The 16,403-nt window shown below is 66.4% G+C and carries 11 protein-coding genes and 1 pseudogene; 8 read left to right on the forward strand and 4 right to left on the reverse strand.

Translation table 11 applies throughout. The features are described from left to right. Positions 1-277: 277 nt before the first annotated feature. Positions 278-1,423 (forward strand): hypothetical protein, encoded by a 1,146-nt coding sequence (locus tag IG99_RS14730; protein ID WP_158973185.1) that lies wholly within the window; start codon positions 278-280, stop codon positions 1,421-1,423. 4 nt (positions 1,424-1,427) lie between these two features. Beyond that, positions 1,428-2,162: a phospholipase D-like domain-containing protein gene (locus IG99_RS14735; RefSeq protein ID WP_158973186.1), complete on the forward strand. Its 735-nt coding sequence runs from the start codon at positions 1,428-1,430 to the stop codon at positions 2,160-2,162. Between the two features lie 185 nt (positions 2,163-2,347). Here the strand turns inward: IG99_RS14735 and IG99_RS45390 are convergent, their stop codons facing one another. From IG99_RS45390 to IG99_RS14750, 4 genes are all read right to left on the reverse strand, one after another. After that, positions 2,348-3,439, reverse strand: coding sequence for a DNA cytosine methyltransferase (locus tag IG99_RS45390; protein WP_078947716.1), 1,092 nt, complete (start codon positions 3,437-3,439; stop codon positions 2,348-2,350). Beyond that, positions 3,436-4,188 (reverse strand): MAE_28990/MAE_18760 family HEPN-like nuclease, encoded by a 753-nt coding sequence (locus IG99_RS45395; protein ID WP_078947717.1) that lies wholly within the window; start codon positions 4,186-4,188, stop codon positions 3,436-3,438. Before IG99_RS45395 ends, IG99_RS45390 begins: the two co-directional genes overlap by 4 nt. Then, positions 4,185-5,258: a DUF262 domain-containing protein gene (locus IG99_RS14745; protein WP_051865412.1), complete on the reverse strand. Its 1,074-nt coding sequence runs from the start codon at positions 5,256-5,258 to the stop codon at positions 4,185-4,187. Before IG99_RS14745 ends, IG99_RS45395 begins: the two co-directional genes overlap by 4 nt. Before the next feature lie 1,006 nt (positions 5,259-6,264). Next, positions 6,265-7,614, reverse strand: coding sequence for a hypothetical protein (locus tag IG99_RS14750; RefSeq protein ID WP_037673967.1), 1,350 nt, complete (start codon positions 7,612-7,614; stop codon positions 6,265-6,267). A gap of 235 nt (positions 7,615-7,849) precedes the next feature. Here IG99_RS14750 and IG99_RS50270 point away from each other — a divergent pair. The 6 genes and pseudogenes from IG99_RS50270 to IG99_RS14775 form a co-directional block, all read left to right on the forward strand. Beyond that, positions 7,850-8,016 (forward strand): annotated as a pseudogene (locus IG99_RS50270) (IS630 family transposase); the annotation flags it as partial. Positions 8,017-8,210: 194 nt separating this feature from the next. Further along, positions 8,211-8,876, forward strand: a complete 666-nt coding sequence (locus IG99_RS14755; protein ID WP_037674270.1) for a hypothetical protein — start codon at positions 8,211-8,213, stop codon at positions 8,874-8,876. Between the two features lie 439 nt (positions 8,877-9,315). Then, positions 9,316-9,927 carry a MarR family winged helix-turn-helix transcriptional regulator gene (locus tag IG99_RS14760; RefSeq protein ID WP_051865415.1) on the forward strand — a complete coding sequence of 204 codons (612 nt, stop codon included), beginning with the start codon at positions 9,316-9,318 and terminating at the stop codon, positions 9,925-9,927. A 279-nt stretch (positions 9,928-10,206) separates the two neighbouring features. Further along, entirely contained in the window at positions 10,207-13,287 is a 3,081-nt protein-coding gene (locus IG99_RS14765) for an FAD-binding and (Fe-S)-binding domain-containing protein (RefSeq protein WP_037673968.1), read from the forward strand. Between the two features lie 133 nt (positions 13,288-13,420). Then, positions 13,421-15,244 carry a thiamine pyrophosphate-requiring protein gene (locus IG99_RS14770; RefSeq protein ID WP_037673970.1) on the forward strand — a complete coding sequence of 608 codons (1,824 nt, stop codon included), beginning with the start codon at positions 13,421-13,423 and terminating at the stop codon, positions 15,242-15,244. Continuing rightward, positions 15,241-16,350 (forward strand): enolase C-terminal domain-like protein, encoded by a 1,110-nt coding sequence (locus IG99_RS14775; RefSeq protein WP_037673972.1) that lies wholly within the window; start codon positions 15,241-15,243, stop codon positions 16,348-16,350. Before IG99_RS14770 ends, IG99_RS14775 begins: the two co-directional genes overlap by 4 nt. The last annotated feature ends 53 nt before the right edge of the window (positions 16,351-16,403 follow it).

A 16,403-nucleotide genomic window follows, 5' to 3' on the forward strand; every position in this document is an offset into this window, starting at 1 on the left:
GCCCCCTCGCGGAACTCCGGCTCGAACTTCCGTCGCTTCTCCGCCATGACTCCCAACTTCCCCTGCAGTCACGGTCTCTACGCTACGAGGGGAGGGACACACGTGTGGTGCATCGGGTGAGCCGTACCTACCGCGATGCAGGGCGCACAACGCCGTCGCTGTCCGCCTTCCTGGCACGGCGACGGCACGCGAGCTCCGCATCTTCTGTCCCCAGTGCAATCGGCAGTTGACGCCTGGCGGCTTCCCCTTCCAGTTCTGCAACTGCGGAGACGGTGGCATGTCGTTCACCGTCCATCGAGCGGCTGTTGTCTTCTCGCCGCACTTCGCCGTACTCGTGAACCCCCCGGACCCCACCGAGGCGGCACGCCTACGTGCTGGCGGCGGAGGGGCTCGTGCGCTTGAGTGGGTCCTCAACGGGATGACATCGAACGACCCAGCAGCTGGGAGACAGACCGTCGCCGGGCTCGTCGAAACTCTTCGCCTAGCGAACCTGTCCGAAGAGACCGCGCAACGAATGGCTCAGGAAGCCGTCATGCGTGGAGAGGTCGACGCCGGACATGGTGGAGCCGAAATTGTCTTGCCCGACAACACTCGTGACAAGGTGCACGAGGAAGCGTTGAGCCTCGCCTCGGCCGTCAATGGCGGCCGGATCAGGGTCAACGACATGGTCGCCGGTACGACCCCACCGTTGCGGACCCTGTACGAGGGCGCGTACGGGAACTCAATGCGACAGGCGCAACTTGAGGGGGTTGAGCTGCTCGCCAACTTCCCCGTGGCAACACTGGCATTCGGGTACACCCGAGGGGACCTCTCGCCCGGAGCTGCTCGCCTGGTTCCGTTCCGCGAACGCGGACGCATCCGCGCCTATGGGTCGCTGTCCCGTACCGAAGCCCTGCTCTTCCGTCTGGACCCGCTCAGCGTATATCGGCACCTCGCGAGTCGGGGGCACGCACTGCCTGATGTGAAGGATGCCCGAGCGGCGCGTATCGCTCTGCTGCAAACGATGGAGCTTCCGTACCCGACGCAGGAGCGGTTCCAACCGCTGGGCGGTGACCTGCTCCGGCTCGTGCACTCGTACGCCCACCGGGCGATCCGCCGGCTCGCTTCCTTCGCCGGTATCGAACGCGACGGCCTTGCCGAGTATCTCGTCCCGCACCACCTCAGCTTCGTCGTCTACGCGGCATCGCGGGGTGACTTCGTGCTCGGTGGACTCCAATCCGTCTTTGAGTCCTCTCTGCACCGCTTCCTCGCTGACGTAGTCGAGGGCGAGTCGCGCTGCGCGTTGGACCCTGGTTGCCGTAGCGGCGGTGGCGCCTGCATGGGCTGTCTCCACCTTGGTGAGCCGTCCTGCCGCTGGTTCAATCGGTTTCTCGATCGCTCAGAGCTCTTCGGCGCTCATGGCTTCCTCAACACTGGGACGTGACGCTGTGGATCACGCCGAACTAGTGGGTGGTGTACTCGTCGACTGCCCTGACCCCCGAGCCTCCGCCGGCGACCTCACCCGGTTCATGATGGCGACGCAACTGGACCGCGCCGCAGCCATTCGAGCCGGGCTGGAGCCGGAACTTGTGGAGGTACTACGCAGCCGGTACGCCAACGATCGGGAGCGGATCCCCGCGTTGTGCCAGGAGGCTGCGGCTTGGGTGCTGGGACGGAGGTCGATAGCCAGCGCCGAGCCGTGGGAGCTCGTGGCATCCCTACCGAGAACAGACGTGCCGGAGGGCTTGCGCCGAACAACGGGGGAAACTCTCATCCAACTCGTCGTCCAGGCGACACAGACCCTCCGCCTCGCGGCTCCCTTTATCGACCAGCCCGGTCTTTCGTTCCTGGCCGAGGCACTCGCAGCTGCCACGACACGAGGCGTGCGACTTGAGATCCTTCTCCCAACCCGTTCGACCAGCGCAGATGACGCCATTGACGACCTAACTACGACCATCTCAGCCGAGGGACGCTCGACAAACTTCTTGGTCTCGAGACTTCGAGAGGATGCGCCCTGGGCACACCTTAAGGTGCTCACTTCGGACTCCAAAGCAGCCTATATCGGCAGCGCCAACGTCACAGGAGCCGGCATTGGTGGTCGCAATCTTGAGCTCGGCGTTCTAGTTCGTGGCGAGCCCGTCATGGTGGTTGAGCGCGTCCTCGACATCTATCGCAGTTCCTGACTGGTCCGCGGCAGGGCCTCTAAGCTCGTCCAGGGGCCATAGGACAGCCGCGAGCGGTTCGGCACGCAACCGCTGGAGTGCGCCTCGGGGCCTCGCGGGAGCGTCGTCCTCACTTGGGGGCCAGCGCCCGTCGCGTTGACTCTACCTTGAAACCACTGTGCACTCCGTTCCGACACCCGCAGGAATCAGAAAAGCCGCCCGGAAATCTCGGATGGCGATCCGTCGCTCTTTACGACTGCCGCAACGTGCTGCTTCAGGGTTTCCCCGATCACTTCACCCAATCGCACGGGAACGGCGTTACCGATCAGCCGGCCGAGCCGATTGAATCGAACCACCTCTCCTTCCTCAAGAAACTTGTAGGAACGCGGAAATGTTTGAATCATCGCTGCTTCCCTCAAGGAAATAGCGCGGTCTTGTGTCGGATGACCGAAACGGCCGTTACCGTAGCCGAAACATTGGGTCGTCATTGTCGGAGCTGGCATATCCCACTCCATACGCCCGTAGACACTGGGATATGTTGCACCCGTGGTCTTCCGATGGCACGCAGCAAGGAGCTCAGGGTCCCAGTCGCGCCACGTGCCGCCTGGCTTGGATGCCCTTATCCGCCGCATGTTCATTTCACTGAGAGAGCAGGCGGTATGCAATGGATCGCTCGGGTGCTGCTCACCGGCACGAATCTCAGGAAGATCGGCGATCTCATCTCGAACCGTACGGGTCGGTGAAGTCATCCGATCAATTCGGTCAAGACCAATATCCCCTAGTTTCGACGCCAAGAGAACCAAGCGCTTCCTCGATTGGGGAACACCAATCTTGGTGCACTCTACAACCGACCAATGAACGTGATAGCCTTTCAGGCTTTTCAAAAAACGCTTAAAGACACTGTGCGAGGCAAGTTGAGCAACATTTTCCATGGTCACAAGGTCCGGTTGCAGGTCAGCAACCAGATCTCCGAAACTGGAGACGAGTTGCCAGTCCTTGCCGCGCTTCTTGCTACGGCCGCTCTGGCTGTAAGATGAGAAAGGCTGGCAAGGAGCGCAGCCAGCGAGCAGGGAGAAATCTCCCTCACTCAAATGAGGCTCAACTTCTGCAGATGTCAACTCATTGACGTCTCGCTCAATGAACTTCGCGTCGTTATTGGCCTCATACGGATACCGACATGACGGATCGAGGTCGACTCCAGCGGTGACATTAACGCCGCTCCGAACCAGACCGTGCGTGAGCCCGCCGACCCCACAGAAAAGATCGACTGCAGAGATAGTCGGGATCGTACTGGTCATGGTGCACCGCCGTTTGGCCTGAAATTCGGCCGAAGAAAATTATGAGATTCAATATGTCGAATGAAGCACTCTATCACTTCGCGCAAGTAACTTTCGACACTAGACGCCATCCGCCGCAGCTCGTCGACCGCCACGCCGTCCGCACAGTCGACAAACGAGATGGACCCGTGAGCCAGGCCGTTCCTTCGATCCTTGACGAGCTTCATGGGCCCCAGGTCATCCCGCATGTTGGCCTTGACGCCTCGTCGAGTCTGCTCCGTGACGGAGATCACGCACCCAAGGCGCTTGCCCATGGCGAAGATTGCCTCGTCGTCCCAATTGCCCCCGCCGCCGGCTTCCACACTGAACCTGCCCACAGGAAGCTGTTGGACGATGTGCTCACTGAGCTGCATCGCGTGCTTCAAGCGATGCTCAGGAGTCATATCGGTGTGAGTACGCGCTATGGAACGGACCCATTCACGCTGAAGTTCGTCACTCAGTTGATGCGGCTTCCACTGGCCAGCCTGAGCCGCAGCTTGAGTTATTGCATCAACGCACCGAGAGACCGTCGCTTCGACGAGGTTGTACAGCTGCAGATACAGGCTGGAGTACAGGATTTTTTGTTGCATAGCCGAGATCTTGTACTCAGTTCCGTGAAGGCGAGGAGCTCCATCCTGTGCCGCCTTTTCAAGCTCCTCAAGTAAATCTACGTAAGCGTCGACCTCTTCGAATCTCTCTTCAAAGAAGGTGAGAAGATCGACAGAATTCATTCTTGCACCAGCCGATCACGCACAAAGTCGATGCGACCTTCAAGACGCGCACGAGCATTCGCACCATCAGATCCAGTGACGTCTAGGAAATCTTCACCCTCCAGCCAGGGGAGAACGTTCAGCTGCCCGCGACTCATATTACGAAGCTGAGGTTTGTCCTGGATAGCTCGATAGGAGCCAATTGCGATTGCTTCAAATCGAGCCCTCGGAGTAGCCCTACCTGTGGGCGTCTTGCGGAAGCCGTACGGGAAGATCTGTTCCACAAAATCAAGAGTTTCCTGGAATCGCCGCCTATATTCATCCGAGAGCGTCGGCCTCTCCGAAAAGACGACATTCTTCTTCTTGACATAGTCGAAGATGAAGTCGGCGGGTCGATCCCTGTATCCGGTGAGACCGTCGCCATACGCAAAGAACCGAGTCACCAGTTCTTCGTATCCACGCTCATCTTTCCTCTTGGCGCTCATTGGGGCAAGCCTCGCGAACCGGGCATCCGACGCGAGTTCTATCACTAGCCTCATAAACGGTCCAGCCAAAGCGCCACGGCGGATCTCAGCGGTATTGGCATTCTTACTACCGGTATTGATGCGCTCAAACATGTCCAACCGGGCTGCTTCATCAGCGTGTTCATTGAGAACGATGCCACGGATTGACCTGTTGCGAATCTTCCGCTGGCGGGACTCCGGAAGATCGTCGAAGGTGAAGTATGAAACGTTGCTGAGCTGGTCAAGCTCTCCCAGCCGGAGGCCCTTGTGCAGGAACTCTTCAATGGTCCTCAGACGCTGGGAGCCATCGACGATCTCCAACTTGCCGTCCTCCATCTCCCAGAAGAAGATAAAGGGGATGGGTAGGCCCATAATCAGAGATTCAATGAACTTTGACTTACGCTCAGGCTCCCAAGTGAATTCACGTTGATAGTCGGGAACGACATATTCGCCGCTTTTCATCTTGTTTGCGAGGATTTCAACCGAGTATTCGGTGATGTAGAAATCGATACGCTTGGATTGGTCAGCGATCTGTTGCTCGGCAGCATCGCGTTCGTCGGGCGTGATCATGATGGCTTCGCTCGACATCGCTTGGTGCCTCCCCGGTGACGTCTTCTCGCGCTGGTTGGACAACCTGTTGGCGCTAGTTGATGATGTCACAGGCTGGCTCACCAGGCTGTATAGCCCTCAAGTTGGCTTCAACGCAACGGGCTGACACCTCACCCGACTTGGCTCATGCAGCCGAACTCCCCTTCAGGGCGGCCACTGCTGCGCCAGCCCGGGGACGGACTCGGAAATAGGGAGGCCTGCTGCCTCTGCCCCAGAACGGCCCGATGCACGCCTGCTTGCTATGATCGAGCCCCTTACGACTGATCCACGTCCATCGTGAGCGTAGCCGTCACGCTGCTGTTGCACGTGTCGATGCACAAGCCACTGCCGCCTTCACGACTGCCGCGGGGACATGGCATCCGCCAACCACCCTTCCGCCGGCACTCTGGATGGGGTGCTACCGCGTGGCTCACCGTGACGGCCAGCCGGACCAGCGCACGGCGGGCGCGGACTATTCGTGGACGGATGGGCTTCCCGACGAGCGTCAAGGCATTCTGACCAGCTGAGACCTGTGAGACGCACGGGCCCTCCGGAGCCGTGTGCGCAGGTTCGAATCCTGCCGGGGGCACCTTGATTCAGGTGCCCGAAGACCCCGCCATCAGCGCTTTCGCTGAGGCGGGGTCTTCGCGTATGTGCAGGCGTGTGCCACTCGGAGCGGCTGTCTGTCAGGGGCTATTGACTATGCGGGACCGGCCGCGAGGCAGGAATCCGCAGGTCAGGCCCCGGCAACGCCGAGACCCCCGGACCGAAGTTCAGGGGCCATCATGCCGCAGGTGCGCGTGTCGGAGGTGTGTCGGGTTAAGCGCCCGTCGTCGCCGGTCTCGTCCTCCTGGTCGTCTTCCTCGCCGAGGAGTTCGGCGATCCGACAGTTGGCGACGTCCTGCAGACCGTCGAGACACGTGGCAGCAGTGCCCGCAGTCCTGACCCGACAGTGAGGAGGTGGCCCACGGCGCTGCGGGCCACCTCTCCCCGCCCGGCGCCGCCGTCACATGTTGGAGAACGGCACGGAGAACAACACTCTTTCGGGCACCGCCGGTTCACTCCACTGTCCGGCGGAGTTCGCGGCCCATTCGGTTTGTGACCACAGCTGCTGGGTGCTCCACCACAGCGACATGCCCTCGCTGTGCTGGGCCCAGCATGCGTTCGCCTGGACTTGTCCGCTACAGGTGTGCGACGTGGCGGAGCCGGCGGTGCTCATCTTCCACATGATGCCGTGCACCCCTGGCCCCCACAGGGCGTCGGCGGCGTAGTACTTGTCGTTGTTCGCGAGCACCGCCTGCAACCCCGCCGCGTTGTTGGTCACGTAGCTCTTGGTCGGGTCGGCATAGGCCTTCCCCCCGGCTGTGACGAGCGGCATGGCCCCGCCGGGAGCGGCGAGGTCGTAGCGGAAGATCCGGGCGGGCTTGGCGGTACCGCCAGTGCTGCGCCATTCGTTGGCGACGATGCTGTACGGGCTGGTGCTGCGGTCCATGGTGAGCCCGTCGAAGCAGGGGTAGCCGTCGATCGATGTGCCGTTGCAAGCGCCGCCCAGGCTGTAGGAACCGATCGCGGGCATGATGTATTGGTAGCCGCGTGCCGAGTAGCCGCCGCTGACCTTGCCGATCTCGTGGGAGTTCACGGTCGCTTGCAGGATGTGCTTGAAGTCGAAGACGAACAGCGCGTTGTCGCTGTCGTCGCCGCGGGACGCGGTGACCAGGAGCTTGTCGCCGTACCAGACCATGCCGCCGAGGTGTGAGCCCAGTTTGTCGAAGTCGTCGCCGCCTTCGGTGGGCACGACCAGCAGCACCCACCGGTACTTGAAGGCGCCGGGGGTGTTGGCGTCGATGAACGCCACCCGCGCCAGGCCTTTGTCATCGGCGGTGGAGCTCGGGAGGTCGTCGTTGTTGGTCCACCCCGAGAGGATCACCTTGTTCGTGCCCCACATGCCGTCGTCGTCGGCGTCGCCGGACGAGGTCAGTCCCTGGGGTACGAACTGTTGGGTGAGGGCGTCCCCGGTGTCCCAGCAGTAGGCCGATGACGCCGAAGGGTTGATCGGCCGCGCGGCCGACTCGGTGCTCGTGCATCCGGAACTGGAGCTGCTGTACATGGGGTGGTTGGCGGACTTCAGGACCGTGTCCACCCCGACATTGGGCAGATGCCCGTCCAGCGTGCTGATCGTCGTGGGGGACACACGGTGCTCGGTCAGCTCCAGCTTGCTCAGCGCTGCAGTGCTCCCGTTGTCGAGCAGCTTCCCGGGTGTGGGCACCGGGGTCTCGGCTTGCGCCGGTGTTCCCCACGCCAGCACGGCCATGGCGGCCGCCGCCAACACTCCTGCGACCTTACGTCTCTTCCTCATCCCGCTCCCCGTTCGACAACAAGTGGAACATCGGCCCAAATGCTGTCATGGGCACGTGAAGTAGGCGGAGTTCACGGAATTCTTTGAGGATCCATTTGCCAAGCCGCGTGGGAGGTGGCCCCGTACGCCGCCGAGCAGACGGGAATTGCCAGTGCTTTGACCGCGTAGGTTCGCCGGGTGGATGGCCGTGGCGGTTGGATGTGGGTTGACGTCCGTGCCGACCGCTGGAGGCGTGGTGGCCGAGCCTGTCCGTGTGCGCAGATGACCGACCAGGAGGGGCAGCGGCTGCAGCAGATCGTGCGCCGGGGCAGCACGAGTTCGGTGCGTTACCGGCGCGCGATGATGCTGCTGGCCTCAGCCGGCGGGAACCGGGTGCCGGTGATCGCCCGGCTGCCACCAGCGCTTTCGCTGAGACGGGGTCTTCGCGTATGTGCAAACGTGTGCCGCTGTATGGCGGGGTCTGCGGCGAGAGACCGCGGGGATCTTGGAGCGTTGCCACAGGTGAGTCAGGCCTTTTCGCGGTTGGCACGTCTACTGAGACCGTCACCCGCCTGAGAGGAAACTGGCGTGTCAGTGGTGTGCGCTTGGATGAGGGCGTGACCGTTCAAGACGTTGCCGGGCAGATGCCCGAGATTGCCGTCCTTCGTGAGCACTGCCGTTCCCTGGCCGTCCTGGAGGCGGCCCTGAGCCCTGAGTGGGCGGGCCGCTATCACTCCTTCACCTGCCGCTGGTCGGAGGGCGCGTCGATGGCCTCCATGCAGAACGGATCGGGCGACGAGTACTCAATCGTCTTCACTGCCGGCGGCGCCTACATCCGTGGGTTCGATCACGAATCACCCATGAGCCCCTACGCGGAGGACGGGCTTTGGCCCGGAGTGCTCGATGAGGTTCCCGACGTCTTCCGACCCTGGGTTGAGGAGGTCGCGTTCTCGGATGAGGACGGGATGCCCCTCGTCACTGCGTGCATGTGGCGAGAGACCGGAGACGACGGCTGGAGAACAGGGACGATCGACTTCCCCGAGGAGACAACGGAAGACCCGGACGGCGCCGCTTACCTCTTCCAGTTGCTGGTGGATCGCTCGCCGGAGGCGTTTCAGGAGTGGGCCCAGGACTACTACGAGGTCCCTGTCGACCTGGAGGCGGTTCGTCACGTTTTCTCATCGCGCCCCCTGACCGAGCGAGTGGTCAGTGCATTGAACCCGGAGATCACCCTGCCCGATCTCGCGCGGGACATCGCGGAGGCCGGCTATCCGCTGAGCTGAGACATCCGGCAACGACAAGGCCGGTCTGACGACGAGGATGCCGACGATGTCAGTCCGAGCGCGGGCTGGCTGACCGTACTCGACCGGGCCGAAGGATCCGGATCCGGGAGCCGCGGCACACGCGGCACCGGTTCGCGGTCAGCGGTGAAGGGACCTTGAGGCTGTGGACGTAGTAGTCCGCGTGTACGCGGCCCTGGCCATCGACCGAGTGCCGGATCTCGTACGCGCCCTCCCAGGCGTGTCCGCAGCGCAGACACACGAACGAATAGGCTTCATGTATCGACTCGGCCTTCATCGTCATCACGCCCTTGTCCCGGAATCGTCGCGCCCGCGCGGCTCCAGACTTGTCGCACTCAGCTTAACATTGCATTCTGCAATGATCGTAGCGGCGGAGTAGTCCGTGAGCGGAGAAGACCGTGAAAGAGATGGAACGGACACGATGACGCGGCAGGAACCCGAGCGGCTCGAGCCCGCGGCCGAGCCGGCCTCCCCCGCTGAACTCGACCAGGAGGCCGAGGAGGTCACGCTCTCCGTCATGGCGGCGTCCAGGCTGCTCGTGGCGGTCTCCGCCCGCGCGCTCGCGTCCACCGACGACACCTTGACCCTGCCCCAGCTGCGGGCGCTGGTCGTGCTGGACACCTGCGGACCCGTCAAGCTCGCCGCCATGGCCGCGACGCTGGGGGTCAACCCCTCGACGGCCCTGCGCATGGTGGAACGCCTGGAGTCCGCGGGCCACATGGACCGCAAGACCAATCCCGACAACCGGCGCGAGGTCATCCTCCGCCTCACGCCCTCCGGGCGAGACCTGGTGGGGCGCGTCCTCGCCCACCGGCGTACCGAGATCCGCGCACTCGTACAACGGCTGCCCGCCGAAGCGCGCGCGGCTCTCGTTCCCGCCCTGAGGGCGCTGACCGAGGCGGCGGACGAAATGGCCGTGGACCCCTTCGACGAGGTTCGCCGCGTGCGGGGCCTCATCGACGATCCGCTCAACCCGGCCCCGCCGGATTCGCCCCAGGGAGGCCGCCGTCGCCCCAAAGGCGGAACGGTCTGACCCCGACCGTCGACGCATCCGCGCATTTCTTGCATTATGCACCATTCGAGAGACCATGGAAGGGCGGGCAAGCGGGCCTCAGCCCACAGGCTCTCAGCCCTCAGCCGCGTATGCGTCTGAGCAGCTCAAGCGCATCTGAGCCCCGCTCCGGAAATCCACCGGAAGACGCGCTCTTGCACTCTGCAATGTTGGGTACTCGGGCGCAGCGGCGGCAGGAGAAGGAGCCGACGAGGCCGGCCGTCGCGGACTGTCAACGGCTCGGGAAGGCGGATCGCTCTGATGACTCACCCCCCTTTCGACGCCTCCGGGACGGACGCCGCCGAGTTGGAGGCGGCGCTGCGTGAGGCCGTGGATGGCGAGGTCCGGTTCGACGCGGGCAGCAGGGGGGCCTACTCCACCGACGGCTCGAACTACCGTCAGGTGCCGATCGGCGTCGTGGTGCCCCGTTCGGTGGAGGCCGGTGCGCGTGCGGTGCAGGTCTGCGCCCGTTTCGGTGCCCCTGTCCTGTCGCGAGGCGGTGGCACCAGTCTCGCCGGCCAGTCGACGAACACGGCCGTGGTGATCGACTGGAGCAAGTACTGCCACGGGCTGGTCTCCGTCGATCCCGACGCACGGACCTGTGTGGTCGAGCCGGGAATCGTGCTGGACGTCCTCAACCGTCGGCTGTCCGACCACGGGCTGCAGTTCGGGCCGAAGCCCTCGACGCACAGCCACTGCGCCCTGGGCGGCATGATCGGCAACAACTCGTGCGGCGCGTCCGCGCAGGCGTACGGCAAGACCGTCGACAATGTGCGCCGCCTGGAGGTGCTCACCTACGACGGCACGCGGATGTGGGTGGGGCCGACTTCTGAGGCCGAGCGGGCGCGGATCACCGCGGAGGGCGGCCGACGCGCCGAGCTCTACGACGGCCTGGACCGTATCGTCGCCGAGTACCTCGCGGACATCCGGCGCGGTTACCCGAAGATCCCGCGCCGGGTCTCCGGCTACAACCTCGACTCGCTGCTGCCCGAGAACGGCTTCGACGTGGCCAGGGCGCTGGTCGGCAGCGAGGGAACGCTGGTGACCGTACTGCACGCCGAGCTCGACCTGGTGCCGGTGCCGGCGTACCAGTCGCTGCTGGTCCTCGGCTACGACGACATCTGCGCGGCCGCCGACGACGTCACCCACCTGCTGCGGCACTGCGAACCCGGCCAGCTGGAGGCGCTGGACGGGCGCATGGCCCAGCTGATGCGCGAGGAGGGCGCCTACCTGGAGTCCCTGGACGCGCTGCCGGAGGGCGACAGCTGGTTGATGCTCCAGTTCGCCGGCGACAGTCAGGAGGAGGTCGACGAGCAGGCGCACGCGCTGCTGCGCGCCGTCGGCCGGACCGAGAAGGACGCCGACGTCGCGTTCTCCGACGACCCCGAGCGTGAGCAGCGGATGCTCAAGGCGCGCGAGGCCGGGCTCGGTGTCACCGCCCGCCCGCCGGACGACCGGGAGACGTGGGAGGGCTGGGAGGACTCGGCCGTACCGCCCGAGCGGCTCGGTGACTATCTGCGGGACCTGAAGAAGCTGTTCGCGGAGTTCGGCTACGACCACCCGTCCCTGTACGGCCACTTCGGGCAGGGCTGCGTCCACACCCGGATCCCGTTCGGGCTCAAGACCGCCGAGGGCGTGGCCGGCTTCCGCCGGTTCGTGGAGCGGGCCGCCGACCTCGTCGCCTCCTACGGCGGTTCCCTGTCGGGCGAGCACGGTGACGGCCAGTCCCGAGGCGAACTGCTCACCCGTATGTTCGGCGAGCGGCTCGTGACCGCGTTCGGGGAACTGAAGTCGCTGTTCGACCCCGGCGACCGGATGAACCCGGGGAAGATCGTCCACCCCAACCCCGTCGACGGGCAGCTTCGCCTCGGCCCGACCTGGCGCCCGGAGACCCCGGCGACGCACTTCGGCTTCCCTGAGGACGACCACTCCTTCAACCGGGCGGTGATGCGCTGCGTCGGCATCGGCAACTGCCGCGGTCACTCCGGCGGCGTGATGTGCCCCTCCTACCGGGCCACCATGGAGGAGGAACACTCCACACGCGGCCGGGCCCGGCTGCTGTTCGAGATGCTCGACGGCCACGCCGACTCGGCCGTCACGGACGGCTGGCGTTCCACCGAGGTGCGCGACGCGCTGGATCTGTGTCTGGCCTGCAAGGGCTGCAAGTCCGACTGCCCGACCGGGGTCGACATGGCCACCCTCAAGGCGGAGTTCCTCTCGCACCACTACGAGGGCCGGCTGCGCCCCGCCGCCCACTACTCCATGGGCTGGCTCCCCGTGTGGGCGCGTCTGTCCCGTATCGCGCCGGGGCTGGTCAACGGCCTCCTGCACGCGCCCGGTCTGGCGCGGGCGGGCAAGCGCCTGGCCGGCGTGGACGAGGCCCGCTCGGCGCCCGTGTTCGCCGATCAGTCCTTCCTGCAGTGGTGGCGGGCCCGCGGCGTCGAGGAGCCCGACCCGGCCGACCCGCGCACCGTCGTGCTGTGGCCGGACACCTTCAGCACCTACTTCCACCCCTCGATCGCCGTCTCGGCGGTACGCGTCCTGGAGGACGCCGGTTTCCGCGTCGCCGTACCCACCCGGCCGGTGTGCTGCGGACTGACCTGGATCTCCACCGGGCAGCTGCCACTGGCGCAGAAGGTGCTGCGCCGCACCCTCGACGTGCTGCGCCCGTACCTGGAGGCGGGCACGCCGGTCATCGGCCTCGAACCGTCCTGCACCGCCGTCTTCCGCTCCGACGCCCCCGAGCTGATGCCCGCCGACCAGGACGTGCAGCGGCTGGCCGGGCAGGTCCGCACCTTCGCCGAGCACCTCGTCCACCACGCTCCCGAGGGCTGGCGGCCCCCGCGCCTCGGCCGGCGGGCGACCGTGCAGACCCACTGCCACCAGCACGCCATCATGAAGTTCGACGCCGACCGCGAGCTGATGCGCCGCGCCCACCTCGATGCCGACGTCCTCGACGAGGGCTGCTGCGGCCTGGCCGGCAACTTCGGCTTCGAACGCGGCCACCACGAGGTCTCCATGGCCGTCGCCGAACAGGGCGTCCTGCCCGCCGTCCAGGCCGCCGCCCCGGACAGCCTCGTCCTCGCCGACGGCTTCAGCTGCCGTACGCAGATCGAGCAGGGCGGCACCGGACGGCGGGCGCTGCACCTGGCCGAGGTCCTGGCCCTCGGCCTGGAGGGCACGCTCCCGGCCGAGCACCCGGAACGCCTGGCCGCACGCCCCGACCGGCCCTCCCGCGCGGCCCGCTGGGCGGCCGTGGCGGGTGCGGCCGCCCTGACGGCGACCGTCGCGACGGCGGTCGGCCGCGCGGCCCTGCGCTCGGTGCCCCGCCCCCGTCAGTAGTCCGCCCCGCCCCCGTCCGTAGTCCGCCCCGCGTAGTCCGCCTCGCCCATGGCCCGCCCCGCACTCACCCGCCCCGCACGCACGGTCCCCACACTCACCCGCCCCGCACGCACTACCGGAAAGGTCTTCGAACATGTCGAAGAAGGTCTCCGACCACCTCCTCGAGCGCCTGCGCGAATGGGAAGTCGAGCATGTCTTCGCCTACCCCGGCGACGGCATCAACGGCCTGCTCGCGGCCTGGGGCCGCGCCGACGACAACCCCCGCTTCATCCAGGCCCGCCACGAGGAGATGGCCGCCTTCCAGGCCGTGGGCTACGCCAAGTTCTCCGGCAAGGTCGGCGTGTGCGCCGCCACCTCCGGGCCCGGCGCCGTCCACCTGCTCAACGGGCTGTACGACGCCAAGCTGGACCACGTTCCGGTGGTCGCGATCGTCGGACAGACCAACCGCAGCGCGATGGGCGGCTCCTACCAGCAGGAGATCGACCTGCTGAGCCTGTACAAGGACGTCGCCTCGGACTTCTGCGAGATGGTCACCGTCCCCGAGCAGCTGCCCAACGTCCTGGACCGGGCGATGCGCACCGCCATGTCACGCCGCTCCGTCACAGCCGTGATCATCCCCGCCGACGTGCAGGAACTGGACTACTCGCCGCCCGGCCACGCCTTCAAGATGGTCCCTTCCAGCCTCGGCATGCCGCACTACGCGCCGGTACCGGGCGACGAGGACCTCACTCGCGCCGCCGAGGTCCTCAACGCGGGCGAGAAGGTGGCGGTGCTGGTCGGGCAGGGCGCGCGCGGGGCCCGTCAGGAGGTCATGGCGGTCGCCGACCGGCTGGGCGCGGGAGTGGCCAAGGCGCTGCTGGGCAAGGACGCCCTCGACGACGACCTGCCCTATGTCACCGGCTCCATCGGCCTGCTGGGCACCCGGCCGTCGTACGAGCTGATGACCGGCTGCGACACCCTCCTGGTCATCGGGTCCTCCTTCCCCTACACCCAGTTCCTGCCGGAGTTCGGGCAGGCGCGGGCCGTGCAGATCGACATCGACCCGCACATGGTCGGCATGCGCTACCCGTTCGAGGTCAACCTGGTGGGTGACGCCCGCGAGACCCTGGCCCGGCTGCTGCCGCTGCTCGACTCGGCCAAGGACACCGGCTGGCGCAAGAAGATCGAGAAGGACACCGCCCGCTGGTGGGAGGTCATGCGGCGGCGCGCCGCGGTCGACGCCGACCCGGTCAACCCCGAGTACGTCGTGCACGCGCTGAACGACCTGCTGCCGGAGAACGTGATCCTGTCCTCCGACTCCGGCTCGGCCGCCAACTGGTACGCCCGGCACCTGAAGCTGCGCGGCGCCATGCGCGGCTCGCTGTCCGGCACGCTCGCCACCATGGGACCCGGGGTGCCGTACGCGATGGGCGCGAAGTTCGCACACGGCGACCGTCCGGCGATCGCCCTCGTCGGCGACGGGGCGATGCAGATGAACGGCATGGCCGAGCTGATCACCATCGCCAAGTACTACCGGGAGTGGGAGGACCCGCGGCTGATCGTGGCCGTCCTCAACAACCAGGACCTCAACCAGGTCACCTGGGAGATGCGCGCCATGGAGGGCGCCCCCCAGTTCGAAGCCTCCCAGTCGCTGCCCGACTTCCCCTACGCCGACTTCGCGCGCCTGGCCGGTCTGGAGGGGCTGCGCATCGAGAAGCCGCAGGACGTCCGGGGCGCCTGGGAGACGGCGTTGGCCGCCGACAGGCCCTGTGTGCTGGACTTCGTGACCGACCCTGCCGTACCGCCGATCCCGCCGCACGCGACCCTGGACCAGATCGAGGCCGCCGCGAGCTCGATCCTCAAGGGTGACAGCGACCGTGCGGGCATGGTCCGCCAGGGCTTCAAGGCCAAGGTGCAGGAGTTCCTGCCCGGCAACCACCACCGCGCGGACCGGCCCGGTACGGAGGGCGACACGTGAGCGACGCTCCGGTCGTGGCAGGGGTGGACACCGCCGTGTTCACCGTGCCCACGGACTTCCCCGAGGCGGACGGCACGCTCGGCTGGGACAGCACCACCGTCGTCCTGGCCACCGTCCGCTGCGGGGACGTCACGGGCCTCGGCTACACCTACGCGCCCGCCGCCACGGCACGCGTCATCGAGGACCTGCTCGCCGACGTGGTCACCGGCTTGCCGGCGCTCGACGTGCCGCGGATGAACGAGGCCATGCACCGTGCGGTGCGCAACGCCGGACTGCCGGGCGTCGCCGCGCAGGCGATCGCGGCCGTGGACATCGCGCTGTGGGACCTGAAGGCCCGCCTGCTCGGCCTGCCTCTGGTCCACCTGCTGGGCGCGGCCCGCGACGAGGTGCCCGTTTACGGCAGCGGTGGCTTCACCACCTACGACGACGACCGGCAGGAGCGTCAACTGCGCGGCTGGGTCGAGGAAGAGGGCATTCCCCGCGTCAAGATCAAGATCGCGGAGTCGTGGGGGAGCGAGGAGGAACGCGACCGGCGGCGCGTCGCCAGGGCCCGCGCCGTCGTCGGCGACACCGTCGCCCTGTACGTGGACGCCAACGGCGGCTACGGCGCCAAGCAGGCCGTGCGCGTGGGCGGGGTGCTCGCCGACGAGGGTGTGACCTGGTTCGAGGAGCCCGTCTCCTCCGACCACCTGACCACCCTCGCCGCGATCCGCGCCCAGGTCGGCCTAGACGTGGCGGCCGGAGAGTACGGCTACACCCTGCCCTACTTCGAGCACATGCTCGCCGCCGGAGCCGTGGACTGCCTCCAGGCCGATGTCACGCGCTGCGGCGGCATCACCGTCTGGCTGCGCGCCGCCGCCCTCGCCCAGGCCCGCGGCATCGAGATCTCCGGACACTGCGCCCCGCACGCCCATGCGCACGCCGCAGCCGCCGTGCCCAACCTGCGGCACCTGGAGTGGTTCCACGACCATGTCCGCATCGAACGCATCCTGTTCGACGGTGTCCTCTCCCCCGCCGGTGGCGCCCTCACCCCGGGCGCCGACGGCGCACCCGGCCTCGGCCTCGCGCTCAACACCGAGCGGGCTGGGGCCTACCGGGTCGGCTGACCGTCACGCGCGTCATGCCTTCGGCCGACAGCGGACCCCGCTCCTCCGCGGTC

Source organism: Streptomyces griseus subsp. griseus, from assembly GCF_000720255.1.
Classification (GTDB): Bacteria; Actinomycetota; Actinomycetes; order Streptomycetales; family Streptomycetaceae; genus Streptomyces; species Streptomyces griseus_I.

Bases quoted from the DNA above. Each gene is read 5' to 3' on its own strand.
- IG99_RS14730 (WP_158973185.1), top strand. From the start codon at position 278: ATGTCGTTCACCGTCCATCGAGCGGCTGTTGTCTTCTCGCCGCACTTC.
- IG99_RS45390 (WP_078947716.1), bottom strand. From the start codon at position 3,439: ATGACCAGTACGATCCCGACTATCTCTGCAGTCGATCTTTTCTGTGGG.
- IG99_RS45395 (WP_078947717.1), bottom strand. From the start codon at position 4,188: ATGAATTCTGTCGATCTTCTCACCTTCTTTGAAGAGAGATTCGAAGAG.
- IG99_RS14745 (WP_051865412.1), bottom strand. From the start codon at position 5,258: ATGTCGAGCGAAGCCATCATGATCACGCCCGACGAACGCGATGCTGCC.
- IG99_RS14750 (WP_037673967.1), bottom strand. From the start codon at position 7,614: ATGAGGAAGAGACGTAAGGTCGCAGGAGTGTTGGCGGCGGCCGCCATG.
- IG99_RS14760 (WP_051865415.1), top strand. From the start codon at position 9,316: ATGACGCGGCAGGAACCCGAGCGGCTCGAGCCCGCGGCCGAGCCGGCC.
- IG99_RS14765 (WP_037673968.1), top strand. From the start codon at position 10,207: ATGACTCACCCCCCTTTCGACGCCTCCGGGACGGACGCCGCCGAGTTG.
- IG99_RS14770 (WP_037673970.1), top strand. From the start codon at position 13,421: ATGTCGAAGAAGGTCTCCGACCACCTCCTCGAGCGCCTGCGCGAATGG.